This window comes from Phenylobacterium sp. (genome assembly GCF_016793225.1).
Lineage (GTDB): Bacteria > Pseudomonadota > Alphaproteobacteria > Caulobacterales > Caulobacteraceae > Phenylobacterium.
The window spans coordinates 21,435-33,044 of sequence record NZ_JAEUMN010000109.1 but is presented as its reverse complement, the minus strand read 5'-3'; the positions used below and the strand labels follow the sequence as shown (position 1 = coordinate 33,044).

General features: G+C 72.0%; 12 protein-coding genes and 1 pseudogene. 7 read left to right on the top strand and 6 right to left on the bottom strand.

The window, feature by feature from the left end; genetic code table 11:
- Positions 1 to 611 (top strand): annotated as a pseudogene (locus JNK30_RS13445) (hypothetical protein); the annotation flags it as partial.
- A 24-nt stretch (positions 612 to 635) separates the two neighbouring features.
- Complete coding sequence (locus JNK30_RS13440) at positions 636 to 1,706, top strand: 2OG-Fe(II) oxygenase (RefSeq protein WP_293482879.1); 1,071 nt, start codon at positions 636 to 638, stop codon at positions 1,704 to 1,706.
- Between the two features lie 16 nt (positions 1,707 to 1,722).
- On the opposite strand, the gene JNK30_RS13435 is transcribed toward JNK30_RS13440, so the two are convergent.
- The gene (locus tag JNK30_RS13435) at positions 1,723 to 2,421 is read right to left on the bottom strand and encodes a response regulator transcription factor (RefSeq protein WP_293482878.1); all 699 of its coding nucleotides are present in this window, start codon (positions 2,419 to 2,421) and stop codon (positions 1,723 to 1,725) included.
- A complete protein-coding gene (locus tag JNK30_RS13430; RefSeq protein WP_293482877.1) occupies positions 2,418 to 3,917 on the bottom strand; it encodes an ATP-binding protein in 1,500 nt (499 codons plus the stop codon). Before JNK30_RS13430 ends, JNK30_RS13435 begins: the two co-directional genes overlap by 4 nt.
- A gap of 380 nt (positions 3,918 to 4,297) precedes the next feature.
- Here JNK30_RS13430 and pal point away from each other — a divergent pair, with 380 nt between their 5' ends.
- Both pal and JNK30_RS13420 read left to right on the top strand, forming a co-directional pair.
- Entirely contained in the window at positions 4,298 to 4,840 is a 543-nt protein-coding gene (gene pal, locus JNK30_RS13425; protein ID WP_293482875.1) for a peptidoglycan-associated lipoprotein Pal, read from the top strand.
- Between the two features lie 80 nt (positions 4,841 to 4,920).
- A complete protein-coding gene (locus JNK30_RS13420) occupies positions 4,921 to 5,409 on the top strand; it encodes an OsmC family protein (protein ID WP_293482874.1) in 489 nt (162 codons plus the stop codon).
- Positions 5,410 to 5,416: 7 nt separating this feature from the next.
- Here JNK30_RS13420 and JNK30_RS13415 read toward each other — a convergent pair whose 3' ends face one another.
- Positions 5,417 to 6,097, bottom strand: coding sequence for a TetR/AcrR family transcriptional regulator (locus JNK30_RS13415; RefSeq protein ID WP_293482873.1), 681 nt, complete (start codon positions 6,095 to 6,097; stop codon positions 5,417 to 5,419).
- Positions 6,098 to 6,272: 175 nt separating this feature from the next.
- On the opposite strand from JNK30_RS13415, the gene JNK30_RS13410 reads away from it, so the two are divergent.
- Positions 6,273 to 7,172, top strand: a complete 900-nt coding sequence (locus tag JNK30_RS13410; RefSeq protein ID WP_293482872.1) for an enoyl-CoA hydratase-related protein — start codon at positions 6,273 to 6,275, stop codon at positions 7,170 to 7,172.
- Positions 7,173 to 7,179: 7 nt separating this feature from the next.
- Here the strand turns inward: JNK30_RS13410 and JNK30_RS13405 are convergent, their stop codons facing one another.
- On the bottom strand, positions 7,180 to 8,265 hold the full coding sequence (locus JNK30_RS13405; protein ID WP_293482871.1) for an NAD-dependent epimerase/dehydratase family protein: 1,086 nt from the start codon (positions 8,263 to 8,265) through the stop codon (positions 7,180 to 7,182).
- A gap of 93 nt (positions 8,266 to 8,358) precedes the next feature.
- On the opposite strand from JNK30_RS13405, the gene JNK30_RS13400 reads away from it, so the two are divergent.
- The gene (locus JNK30_RS13400) at positions 8,359 to 8,940 is read left to right on the top strand and encodes a ferric reductase-like transmembrane domain-containing protein (protein WP_293482869.1); all 582 of its coding nucleotides are present in this window, start codon (positions 8,359 to 8,361) and stop codon (positions 8,938 to 8,940) included.
- On the opposite strand, the gene JNK30_RS13395 is transcribed toward JNK30_RS13400, so the two are convergent.
- Entirely contained in the window at positions 8,927 to 9,415 is a 489-nt protein-coding gene (locus tag JNK30_RS13395) for a hypothetical protein (RefSeq protein WP_293482867.1), read from the bottom strand. The genes JNK30_RS13400 and JNK30_RS13395 overlap by 14 nt on opposite strands.
- A 139-nt stretch (positions 9,416 to 9,554) precedes the next feature.
- On the opposite strand from JNK30_RS13395, the gene JNK30_RS13390 reads away from it, so the two are divergent.
- Complete coding sequence (locus JNK30_RS13390) at positions 9,555 to 10,784, top strand: PQQ-dependent sugar dehydrogenase (RefSeq protein ID WP_293482865.1); 1,230 nt, start codon at positions 9,555 to 9,557, stop codon at positions 10,782 to 10,784.
- On the opposite strand, the gene JNK30_RS13385 is transcribed toward JNK30_RS13390, so the two are convergent.
- Positions 10,781 to 11,566: a cyclase family protein gene (locus JNK30_RS13385; RefSeq protein ID WP_293482863.1), complete on the bottom strand. Its 786-nt coding sequence runs from the start codon at positions 11,564 to 11,566 to the stop codon at positions 10,781 to 10,783. The two genes, JNK30_RS13390 and JNK30_RS13385, sit on opposite strands and share 4 nt — an antisense overlap.
- Positions 11,567 to 11,610: the final 44 nt, after the last annotated feature.

Sequence of the window (11,610 nt, the reverse complement as noted above, 5' to 3'; positions counted from 1 at the left end):
CCCACGGCCGCTTCGAGGGATATGCGCCCAGCGCCGCCCTTGCGGCGCCTGCCGAGGGCGTCCCCGGAGAGCTCCATTCGGGCCGCACGACCATCGACGGGATCCCGCTCGCGAAGATCCTGGCCGACCGCCCGGACGTCTTCCAGGCCTATTTCACCGAGTACTACGGCCCCAACAACGACCGCCATTCCGACGCCTGGGTGCAGCGCGTGGGCGGGACCAGCCTCGAGGACTACGCCGACTACTGGTACAACGCCCATGGCCGTACGGAGGGCTATGCACCGAGCGGCCCGCCACCTGCGGCGAACGCGGCGGAGCCTCCGGCGACGACGACTGAGCCGCCGCCCGCGGCGCTGGAGCCCTTGCCGGCCGAGGACCCCTCGCTGGATCCCTGGAACCATCCGGCCATCTACCCGGACTGGCGGCCTCCGTATCCCGGGTGGCGGCCGCCCGGCGAAGCCCCGGCCGATCCCGCCGGGGCGGAGGCCCCCGTGGTGGTCTTCGCGCGGCCGCTCGTCGTCCACTACCGGGAGGACGGCGTCGACCTGTTGCCGGCCACCGACGAGGAACTCGCCCGGATGCGGTCGTTGTTCGACGACGCCGTGTTCTGAGCCATTGCGAGCGGCTCGACGATCATGGCCTTGACGCTGGGGGCGCCAGCCCCGCTGTTCAGCGCCCCCTCTCCGGTGAATCCCAGGTTCGCCTTCGGCAGCCTCGGCGGACGGTACATCGTGCTCGCGTTCCTGCCCGGGCCGGGACCGGAGCGCGACGCCGCCCTGGCGCTGGTGCGAAGTCGGAGCGCCGCATTCGACGACGACCGCCTGGTGTTCTTCGGCGTGCTGCCGGACGCGGAATCGTACGCCGCGGCGCGCAACGAGCCGCCAGTCCGCTGGTTCTCGGACGTCGACGGCGAGCTGCGCCGGCTCTACGGCGCGGTGGACGAGGCCGGCGGGGTCAAGCCGCTGTGGGTGGCGATCGATCCGTCGCTGCGCGTGCTCGCGTGGGTCCAGCCCGAGCAGGGCGGAGAGCTGATCGGCCATCTGGCGTCCCGCGGCGACCCCGACCGGCACGCCGGAACGCCGCTCCACGCGCCGGTCCTGATCGTTCCCCGCATCTTCGAGCCGTCGTTCTGCCAGCGGCTGATCGACTACTACGCCGCGGCCGGAGGTCTGCCGTCCGGGACCATGGTGGACCGGGACGGACGCACAATCGGGGTGCTGAGCGACTTCAAGAGCCGCCGGGACGCCTCGATCACGGACGAGAGGCTCATCGCCGCTTGCCGCGCCCGCATCTCCCATCGCCTCCTGCCCGAGATCCGCAGGGCGTTCCAGTTCCGGACCACGCACATCGAGCGGTACATCGTAGGGTGCTACGACGCCGAGGAGGGCGGCTGGTTCAACCCGCATCGCGACGACACGACGCTCGGCACCGCGCACCGGAAGTTCGCCGTCTCCATCAACCTGAACGCCGAGGATTTCGAGGGCGGCGACCTGCGCTTCCCGGAGTTCGGGCGAAGGACCTACCGGCCGCCGACCGGCGGCGCCGTGGTCTTCTCGTGTTCGCTCCTGCACGAGGCCACCCGCGTCACGCGCGGGACCCGCTACGCGTTCCTGCCGTTCCTCTACGACGCCGAGGGCGCGGAGGTGCGCGCCGCCAACCTGCACGCCCTGGACCCCTCGCGGGTGGAGACGGAGCAGACGGCGTAGTGCGGCGCGGATGCGCTCAGGCGACCTCGTCCTCCGCGGCCAGGCGATAGCCCAGGCCGGGCTCGGTCCGCACCAGGCGGGGCGACGAGGGCTCGGCCTCCAGCTTCTGGCGGAGCTGCCCCACCAGCACCCGGACGAACTGGGCGTCGACCTGCGCCCGGGCCCCCCAGACCGCCGCGATCAGCTGGCGGTGGGTGACGATCCGCCCCGCATGCCGCGCCAGGGTGCGCAGGAGATCGTACTCGCGCGGGGTGAGGTGGACCTCCTGGTCCTCCAGCCAGACCCGGCGGACGGCGAAGTCGATGGTCAGGTCACGCGTCCGGAAGCGCGCCTGCGAGGCGAACCGCCGTTCCCGGCCACGCAGGGACGCGCGCACCCTGGCCAGCAGCTCGCCCACGCCGACGGGCTTGTTGACGTAGTCGTCGGCCCCGGCGTCCAGCGCAGCGATCTTCTCGCTCTCGAGGTCGCGGGCGGAGAGCACGATGATGGGGGCGTCCGACCACTCCCGGACCCGGCCGATCACCTCCTTGCCGTCCATGTCGGGAAGTCCAAGGTCGAGGATGATCGCGTCGCAGGGCTCGGCGGCGAGCTGAGTCAGGGCGGCGGCGCCCCCCGTCGCCACGGTCACCTCGTAGCCGGCCGCCTGCAGGGCCGGGCTGAGCGCCCGGACGATCTGCGCCTCGTCGTCCACGAGAAGGAGCCGCGGGCCGCTCATGCGCCGGCCGCCTGGAGGCGCAGGCGGACCACGAGCCCCGTCACGCCGTCCCGACGATTCTGCACGCAGACCTCGCCGTCCATGGCCGTCAGCAGCCCGCGGGTGATCGCCAGGCCGAGACCGGTGCCCTGGGTCTGCGCCGCCTCCGGGGCCCGGTAGAACTTCTCGAAGACCCGCTCGGTGTCAGCGTCGCGAACGCCCGGCCCCTCGTCCCAGACCTCCACCACCACGCCCGGGTCCTCATGGCGCACCACGATGCTGAGGGGCGAGCGGAGCGGCGCATAGCGGAGCGCGTTGTCCACGACGTTGCCCAGAGCCTGCTCGAAGAGCACGGGGTCGCCGATGGCTTCCGGCGTGCGGGGATCGATCTCCGTCGAGACGTGGCGCTTGTCCGCGCAACGCCGACGCTCCAGCACGCGGCGCACGACCTCGGGCACGTTGAAGGCCGCGGCCTGCAGCGTCAGGGCCCCCGCCTCCAGGCGGCTCATGTTGAGCAGGTTGGCGACGACGCCGTCGAGGCGCTCCGCCTCCTCGCGGATCGTCGCCAGGAGGTCCTGCCGGGTCTCGCCGTCGAACGAGCCGCCGAAGGCCTCCAGGCTGGTGGCCGAGGCAAGGATCGCCGCGAGCGGCGTGCGCAGATCGTGGGAGATGGACGACAGCAGCGCATCACGCAGGTGCTCGGTCCGGGCCCTGGCCTCGGCCTCGGCCTTGCCGGCGGCCAGTCGGGCGCGGGCGATCGCCGCAGCCCCGGTATCGACGAGGATCTCGACCAGTGTCAGCTCGTCATCGCTGAGGTCGGCCCCCGCAGGCCGCCAAGCCGCCGCGCCAAGCGCCGCGGACCCGGCCCGCAGAGGCCGGAGCCGCCATCCGTCGTCGCCTGCGGTCCGCGCCGCCGCATCCGCCCGCGTTTCGAGGTGGAGCAGCCGCTGCGTCAGGTCGGGCCGTTCGCGGTCGTCGGGCGCGCACAGCATCGCCGCCCCATCGCTGACGACGGCTTCGCCATGGGCCGCTTCGGCGAGGCGACCGACGAGCCTTTCGCGGATGTGCGCCTCGTCCGAACTCGCCGAGAACTCCCGGCTCGCCTCGAAGAGGATCGCGTTCAGGCGCTGGCGCGCCTTCGCCCGGGCGGCCTCGTCACGGACGCGCCCGGTGAGAAGCCCCGTGAGCGTCGACACCGCGAGGAACACCATCAGGACGTTGAAATCCTCGGGCGAGCCGAAGGTGAACTGAAAGCGCGGATCGACCCAGTAGAAGTAGACGACGAAGGCAAGGCCCGCGGCGACGTAGGCCGGCCCGGAACCCAGCAGGAAGGCCGCCAGCAGGACACCTGCGAGGAAGATCCCTGAGAGACGGTCGCTTCCCGTCAGTCGGTAGAAGAGTTCAGCGATCCCGGTGGCCGCGGCGATGATCGGCGCCACGGCGGCGTAGCGCAGGACCTGGCGGAGGAAACTCCGTTCGCGACCTGCTTCCCGCGCCCGAGCCGGCGACCACCACATGAGGTTCTCAGTCCATCAGGCCCGGCGCGGGGTCAATTATGGCCGGCTTATGCGGCCACGCCGCGTCCTTATAAGTTCGTTATGCTGGCGGTTCGCGGTCCGGGCTTGCCATCTGACGGCAAGCGACCGCGCACGCAACCCTCCCCCGACGCCGGACGAACCCCACTCGAACGGCGAGCGTGCCGCGGCCGCGACGGGCGCCACATGGATTCAGGACTGCAGCTGTTCGCCTTCGCCGTCGTCCTCACCATGGCCGTGGGCGTGGTCTGGCTGCGTCTCGTGACGTGGATCCTAGGCGGACCGAAACCACGTCACCCGGGCCGCGTCGGCCGAAGCCGAGCGCACCGGACAGCGAACGAAAACCTCTCGAGGCTCAAGCCATGATCACCTCCGCTCGCATCATCCTGGCGGCGGCCGCCGCCGGCGTCGTGCTGTCGGGCTGCGCGACCAAGCCCAAGCCCGCGGTCGGCGCCTCCGCCACGCCCGCGGAAGCCGGGCCGACGACGGCCATGCCCACCCCCGCACCGCCGAGCGCGCCCGACGCGGATCCGTCGGCCCAGCAGGCGCTGATCGCGGCGGCCGGGGAAGACCGGGTCTACTTCGACTTCGACAGCGACGCCCTCGACGGCGAGGATCGCGAGACCCTGCGCCGCCAGGCCGCCTGGCTGGCGGCGAACCCCTCGGTCGGCGTCCGCATCGAGGGCCACGCCGACGAGCGGGGAACGCGCGAGTACAACCTGGCGCTCGGCGCCCGGCGCGCCGCGGCCGTGCGTCAGGCGCTGATCACGAGCGGCGTCGCCTCCGCGAGGATCGCCACGCTGTCCTTCGGCAAGGAGCGCCCCCTCGACCCGGCCTCGACCGAGGACGCCTGGGCGCGCAACCGCAACGCCCAGACGGTGGTGATCGGGATCGGGCAACGATGACGCCAACCGAGCGCCGTTGAAGCGGGCCGCCGGGCGGCGCCAGACTGGGAAGCCCTGTCGCAACCTTCCTGGAGTCTGCCATGCCCCCCGCGGTCGAAGATCCGGACACCGTCACAGTCGCCGAAACCGGCGTGGGGAAGTTCCAGGTGGCGGTGCTGGCGGCAGGCGCCAGCTTCCTGGCCGACGAGCCCGTGGCGGCCGGCGGCCTGGGCAGCGGTCCGAACCCCTATGACCTGCTCTGCGCCGCCCTCGGCGCCTGCACGGCGATGACGCTGCGGCTCTACGCCGAGCGCAAGGGCTGGCCGCTGGCGCGGGCGACGGTGCGGGTGCTGCACACGCGCGCGTCCGATGGCGGCGACCGCTTCGCGCGCGAGGTGACGCTGGAGGGCGCCCTGGACGCCGAACAGCGGCGGCGCCTGCTCGAGATCGCCGAGCGCTGTCCCGTTCACCGCACGCTGGAGCGGCCGGCGGAGATCCTGACCATCGCGGCCCAGCCTCCGGCGCTGGAGGAGCGGGAGCGCGCGGGCGTCGGTCACCTGCGGGCCATGGAGGCGGCCTGCGAGGACTGAGGCCGGTTCAGCCGGCCGCGGCGGCCCGGATCGCCGCCTGGCTCTCGCGGACGCGCGCGTCGAGCGCGCCGGCCCAGGGCGGCGAGGCCGCGCCGCGCAGCGCGAGCGCGTAGCCGTAGCGGATGGTCGGGCCGAGTTGGCCGTTGCTGAGGTCCCCGGTCACCCAGTCGAGCATGGCGGCGCCGAAGCTGCGGTCGAGGCTGCGCGACAGCAGCTCCACGTCCACGTCTTCGGCGATGGCCCCGGCGCGGGCGACGTCGCGGACGAGGCTTTCCCAGAAGGCGAAGCGCTGGGAGTTGAAGATCTGCGAGCGGAAATCGTCGGAGGGATCGAACAGGGCGGCCCAGACGGTCCGGTAGAACGCCGGGTCGGCCACGTAGAAATCGACGCAGATGTCGAGCGCGCCGAAGAGCCGTTCGAGAGGCTCGGTCGAGCGCAGGTCGGCGAACCGGTCGAGGTACTCGCGGATGTCGTCCAGCACCGACAGCAGGATCGCGCGCTTCGAACCGAAGAGGTTGTAGGGCGTGGCCAGGCTGACGCCGGCGCGGGCGGCGAGGGCGCGCATCGAAAGCCCGGTGTTGCCCGTTTCGCGGATCAGGTCGCGGGCCGCGCGGATGATGCGGCGGCGGCGTTCCTCCTTGCCGGCCTCGCGTCGGCTGAGCGTCACCGCGCCGGACTCGTCCCGCATGGGCTTGGCCCCCGCTCCCATGGTCGTCTCGCGCTCCCCCGAGAAAGGACGCCTCTATAACAGCCGCGCCCCCCGCGTGCAGCCGCTGCGGCGCCCGGACCCGGCGTCGCTTGACGCTCGACATTCCTATAACGTGTACTGCCAATCGCCATCGGCCCGGCCTCGCCCGGCCTCGATGACCCCCGCAACGAACCGGAGCCACGCCGTGACCTTCGAGACGATCAAGTACGAGACGGACGGGCCGGTGCTGACGATCACGTTGAACCGACCGGACAAGCTGAACGCCTACACGGCGCAGATGGGGGCCGAGCTGGCCGACGCGCTGGGCCGGGCCGACGAGGACGACGCGGTCCGCGCCGTGATCCTGACGGGGGAGGGGCGGGGCTTCTGCGCCGGCGCCGACATCTCGGCCGGCGCGGGCAGCTTCGACACGACGAGCGGGGAGGGGGCCAAGAACTTCGGCGGCGCCGGGAACGTCCAGCGTCGCAACGAGGGCGTCGGCTTCGTCGGCGCGCTCTTCAACTGCAAGAAGGCCACGATCGCGGCGTTCAACGGCCCGGCGGTCGGCGTGGGCATCACCCTGGCGCTGCCCACCGACATCAAGATCGCCTCGACGGCGGCGAAGTTCGGGTTCGTCTTCGCTCGGCGGGGCCTGGTGCCCGAGGCCGGCAGCGCCTGGTTCCTGCCGCAGCTCGTGGGCCTGTCGCAGGCGCTGCGCTGGTGCCTGTCGGGCCGCGTGTTCGGCGCAGACGAAGCCCTCGCCGGCGGCCTCGTGTCGGAGGTGGTCGAGCCCGAGCGGCTGCTGGGCCGCGCCCGCGAGATCGCGCTCGAGATCGCCGAGAACACCGCCCCCGTCTCGATCGCCCTCACCCGGCAGATGCTCTGGCGGTTCGCCGGCCAGGACCATCCGTTCGACCTGCTGAAGGTGGACGGCCCGTTCGCGATGACGCTGGGCGCCGGCGGCGACGTCAAGGAGGGGGTGTCGGCCTTCCTCGAGAAGCGGCCGCCCAGCTTCCCGGGCAAGGTCAGCCAGGACATGCCCAAGGGCTACCCCTGGTGGGACGGCGTGGCCTGAAGCGCGGTCAGGGCGTCGGGATCAGCTTCCGCCGCGCCATCTCGGCGATCCAGAACCGCAGGGTGTCCTCGGTGTCGTAGCAGGCCCCGAAGCCCGCCTGCCGCAGCTTGATCGTGCTGACCAGGATCGGCAGCGTGACCGCGGTCACGCCCGGGCGCGTGAGCGCGTCGACGTAGTGATGGCTTTCGCCGAGCAGGCGGTCCAGCGGGATCGGCCGCAGCCCCTCGCGCGCGACGATGCGGTCCCAGATCTCCGCGTGGGCCGGCAGCCATTCGGCGAGGCGCAGGGGCTCGTCGGGGCCTTGCGCCATCCCGAACGCCTCGGCCATGGCCGGCCACACCTCGCTCCAGGCGAAGACGTCGCCGTTGGTGATGTTGAAGGTCTCCCCGGCGGCGGCCGGCGCTTCTGCGGCCCAGGCGAACGCCTCCCCCAGCAGGCGCGGGTCGACCAGCTCCATGACCTGGGGCGCGCCGCCCGTGTACGCGAAGGGCTGGCCCAGCTCGCGCCGGATGGCGGCGTACACGGCCAGCGGCAGCAGGGGGTTCATGGCCGCGCCCCAGGCGGCCCCGACGACGATCTGCGGCCGGAAGATGGTCCAGTCGAAGCCCCGCGTACCAGCCGTGGCGCGCAGGTAGTCCTCCTGCAGCCAGTAGAAGTTGGCGTGGTCGTCGCGCGGCGCCCGCTCGCGGGCCGGGATCGGAATGCGCGCCCGCAGGTGTGCGCCGTAGGCCTTGGTCCCCTGCAGCAGGGTGACGTGCCGAAGGGGTCGGGCGGCGGCCAGCGGCTCCAGCAGGTTGCGCAGCATGGAGAGGTTGGTCTCCATCTGGTCCGTCTCGCGCCACCCGGCGAGCAGGCCGGGCTTCTCGTAGAGCGCGGCGTAGACGAGGTGGGTCACTTCGCCGAGCCCACCGAGCGCCGCGCGGCAGGCGGCCGGGTCGGTGAGGTCCACGGCGATGTGGCGAACGGACGCCGCGACGGTCGGCTCGGGCGTCCGGCGCGAAACCGCGATCACATTCCAGCCCGCGGCGGCGAACCGGGCGACCGCCGCCTCGCCCACCAGGCCGGTGGCGCCGGCGACCAGGACCGTCTTCATGGGCAACCTCCGCGCTGGACGCCGAGCTTAGGGGCTTGCCGTTGCGGCGGCCCAGCCCCATGGCGTTCCGTCCGCAACGGGGATTGCACTGTCGTGAAGCTCTCGCCGCCGCAACTGCTCCTCTGGGGACTGCTCTCGGTTCCTGGCGTCTGGATCGTCGCGCGCCATGCCACCGGAGCTCTGGGCTACGGCGAGGCCATCCAGTTGAGCGGCGAGTGGGCCGTGCGCTTGCTGGTCGTGGTGCTGGCGGTGACCGGCCTGCGCCTGGCGTTTCCCCGGGCCGGCTGGACGGTATGGCTGCTGCGCCGGCGTCGCGACCTGGGCGTCGCCGTGTTCGGCTACGCCCTGCTGCACCTTGGGGTCTACCTGGCGCGCAAGGCCGAGATGCCGGTGCTGATCGTGCGCGAGGCGCTCGATCCCGGCATGGCCGTGGGCTGGGTCGGGTTCGTGGTCTTCGCGGTGCTGGCGATCACCAGCAACGATGCGTCCGTCCGCGCGCTGGGGCCGCGGTGGCGGATCCTGCACCGGATGGTCTACGCGGGGGCCGCGCTCACCATCGCGCACTGGGTGATCACCGCCTTCGATCCGCTCGTCGGCTGGATCCACGGCGGCGTGCTGGCCGCCGTGATCCTTGTCCGTCTGGCGCTGCGCCGGAAGACCGTCAGGGCAGGGTGACGTAGCTGCGCAGGCGCGCCACTTCCTTGGCGTCGACGTACTTGCCGATCTCGCGGTCGAACTGCGCCAGGTCCTTGTAGGGGCGGTACTCCTCGAACTCGTGCGCCATGCGGCGCGTCATGCCAGGGATCAGCATGATGTCGTCCCGCGAGGCGTTGTTGAGGCTGATCGGGACAAAGACGGCGGCGTAGAGCGCGGGCAGCTGCGCCTCGGGGACCTTGCCGGCCACCACCTTGGCGAACGCGCCCTGCGTCGCATAGGGCCGGTTGCGGATGATGTCGCGCACCAGCTCGGCGCTGAGCCCGGGGACCGCGCGCAGTTGCGCCTCGGTCGCCCGGTTGGGGTTCAGGTGAGTCGTCGCCATGGGCGTCCCGGCGGGCGGCGCCAGCTTGGGCCGCGACTGGCTGAAGGCGACGCCGCCAGTCGTGAGAGCGATGAGACCGGCGACGAGCGTCGTACGGAGCACCTTGCGCATGATCTTCTCCAAAGGGGGGATGCGACTTTCTTGCAACTCACTCGCAGTTGCGCAAGCGCCATCGCGCGGCTGCGCCGTGGGCTTGTGGCGAAGGCGGCGGCCTGCTCTATCCGTGCCGCCTCAGCCTTCGGAGCCTTGCATGCCGTCCGTCCGCAGTCTCGCCGCCGCCCTGACGCTCCTGGCGGCCGCGCCGCTGGCCGCCCAGGCCCAGGGCGTGGAAACCCGGCCGCCGATCACGCCCTACAAGCCGGCCTTCGCCGGCCAGACGCGGGCGCCCGAGCAGAAGCTCGGCGTCGCCTTCGAGACCGCCACCGTGGCGACCGGGCTCAAGTTCCCCTGGGCCATCGCCCTGCTGCCCGACGGACGGATGCTGGTGACCGAGCGCATGGCCGGCGCCGTGCGCCTGGTCGGCGCCGACGGGACCTTGTCCGAGCCGCTGGCCGGCGCGCCGCAGGTGCTGGGCCGCGGCCAGGGCGGCCTGCTGGACGTGGTGCTGGACCCCGCGTTCGCCCGCAACCGGCTGGTCTACCTCAGCTATGCCGAGGCCCAGGCCGACAACACGAACAACACCGCGGTGGCCCGGGCTCGGCTTACCGAGGGGCCGACTCCGCGGCTCGAGGACCTCACGGTGATCTACCGCCAGAAGCCCTCGCTGAACTCGCCCCTGCATTTCGGCTCCCGCCTGGTCTTCGACCGAGCCGGGCGGCTCTTCGTCACCCAGGGGGACCGGTTCGTGCCGGACGGCCAGAAGCAGGCCCAGAACCTCGACAGCCTCATCGGCAAGATCGTGCGGATCGGCGCGGACGGCTCGGTCCCGAAGGACAATCCGTTCGTCGGCAAGGCGGGCGCCCGGCCCGAGATCTGGTCGATCGGCCACCGCAACATCCAGGCCGCCACGCTGCATCCCCAGACCGGCGAACTCTGGACCGTCGAGTACGGTCCGCAGGGCGGCGACGAACTCAACGTCGCGCGCAAGGGCAAGGACTATGGCTGGCCCACCATCAGCTACGGCGTGAACTACGGACCGGCCAAGGCGCCGATCACGGGCGGCGAGACGCAGCGCGCGGGGATGGAGCAGCCGCTCTACTACTGGGATCCCGTCATCGCGCCGGCGGGCGCGATCTTCTACACGGGGGCAGCCTTCCCGGCCTGGAAGGGCAGCCTGCTGATCGCCGGCCAGCAGCCGCAGGGCCTGCCGGGCGGCCACATCACGCGCCTCACCCTCAAGAACGATCGCGTGGTCGGCGAGGAGCGCCTGGACCTTCCGGGCGCCTACTGGCGCGATATCCGCCAGGCGGCGGACGGCTCGATCTACCTGCTGGCCGGCGGACCTGCGGGCCGCATCGTGCGTCTGACCCCGAAGCGCTAGCTGTCGAGGATCGCTACGGCGCGGATCCAGCCCGCGGACGCGCCGGCGATCTTCACCGGGAAGCACGAGAGGGTGAAGCCGTTGGCCGGCAGCGCCTCCAGGTTCGTCAGCTTCTCGATCTGGTAGTACTCGCGGAAGCGTCCCGCCTTGTGGCCTTCCCAGATGATGCGGGGGTCCTTGGTCTCGGCCCACTTGCGGGCGGTATGGCTGAACGGCGCGTCCCAGGACCAGGCGTCGGTGCCGACCACCTTCACGCCGCGCTCGGTGAGGTACAGCGTCGCCTCCTCGCCCATGCCGCAGCCGCGATGGATGAAGTCGGGATCGCCGTACGCGGCGCCGGCCGCCGTGTTCACGAGGACGATGTCGAGCGGCTTGAGCTCGTGGCCGATGCGCGCCAGTTCCGCCTCCACGTCGGCGGCCCCCGCCACGTAGCCGTCGGGAAAGCGCCGGAAGTCGAGCTTCACGCCGGGCTGCAGGAAGTACTCCAGCGGGCCTTCGTCGATCGTCGGCGCGGGCCGCCTCGCCACCGACTGGTCGGTGGTGGAATGAAAGTGCCACGGCGCGTCCATGTGGGTGCCGTTGTGGGTCGACAGCGTCAGTTGCTCCACCGCCCAGCCTTCCCCCTCCGGCAGGTGCTCGGCCTCGAGGCCCGGGAAGGACGCGGCCATCTGCGGCACCGTCTCGCGATGCCGGAAGTAGGTCACCTTCGGCCGCATGGTCGCGGGGTCGGAAATGATGTCGTTCGTGATCGGGATCGACAGATCCACCAGCTTTCTGGCCATGTCAGGCGCCTCCCACGCCCCACGACCTTAGGCGCCCCGGGAAC

What these genes read in the sequence shown, in the direction of transcription:
- JNK30_RS13440 (WP_293482879.1), top strand. Translation starts at nt 636, where the DNA reads ATGGCCTTGACGCTGGGGGCGCCAGCCCCGCTGTTCAGCGCCCCCTCT.
- JNK30_RS13435 (WP_293482878.1), bottom strand. Translation starts at nt 2,421, where the DNA reads ATGAGCGGCCCGCGGCTCCTTCTCGTGGACGACGAGGCGCAGATCGTC.
- JNK30_RS13430 (WP_293482877.1), bottom strand. Translation starts at nt 3,917, where the DNA reads ATGTGGTGGTCGCCGGCTCGGGCGCGGGAAGCAGGTCGCGAACGGAGT.
- pal (WP_293482875.1), top strand. Translation starts at nt 4,298, where the DNA reads ATGATCACCTCCGCTCGCATCATCCTGGCGGCGGCCGCCGCCGGCGTC.
- JNK30_RS13420 (WP_293482874.1), top strand. Translation starts at nt 4,921, where the DNA reads ATGCCCCCCGCGGTCGAAGATCCGGACACCGTCACAGTCGCCGAAACC.
- JNK30_RS13415 (WP_293482873.1), bottom strand. Translation starts at nt 6,097, where the DNA reads ATGCGGGACGAGTCCGGCGCGGTGACGCTCAGCCGACGCGAGGCCGGC.
- JNK30_RS13410 (WP_293482872.1), top strand. Translation starts at nt 6,273, where the DNA reads ATGACCCCCGCAACGAACCGGAGCCACGCCGTGACCTTCGAGACGATC.
- JNK30_RS13405 (WP_293482871.1), bottom strand. Translation starts at nt 8,265, where the DNA reads ATGAAGACGGTCCTGGTCGCCGGCGCCACCGGCCTGGTGGGCGAGGCG.
- JNK30_RS13395 (WP_293482867.1), bottom strand. Translation starts at nt 9,415, where the DNA reads ATGCGCAAGGTGCTCCGTACGACGCTCGTCGCCGGTCTCATCGCTCTC.
- JNK30_RS13390 (WP_293482865.1), top strand. Translation starts at nt 9,555, where the DNA reads ATGCCGTCCGTCCGCAGTCTCGCCGCCGCCCTGACGCTCCTGGCGGCC.
- JNK30_RS13385 (WP_293482863.1), bottom strand. Translation starts at nt 11,566, where the DNA reads ATGGCCAGAAAGCTGGTGGATCTGTCGATCCCGATCACGAACGACATC.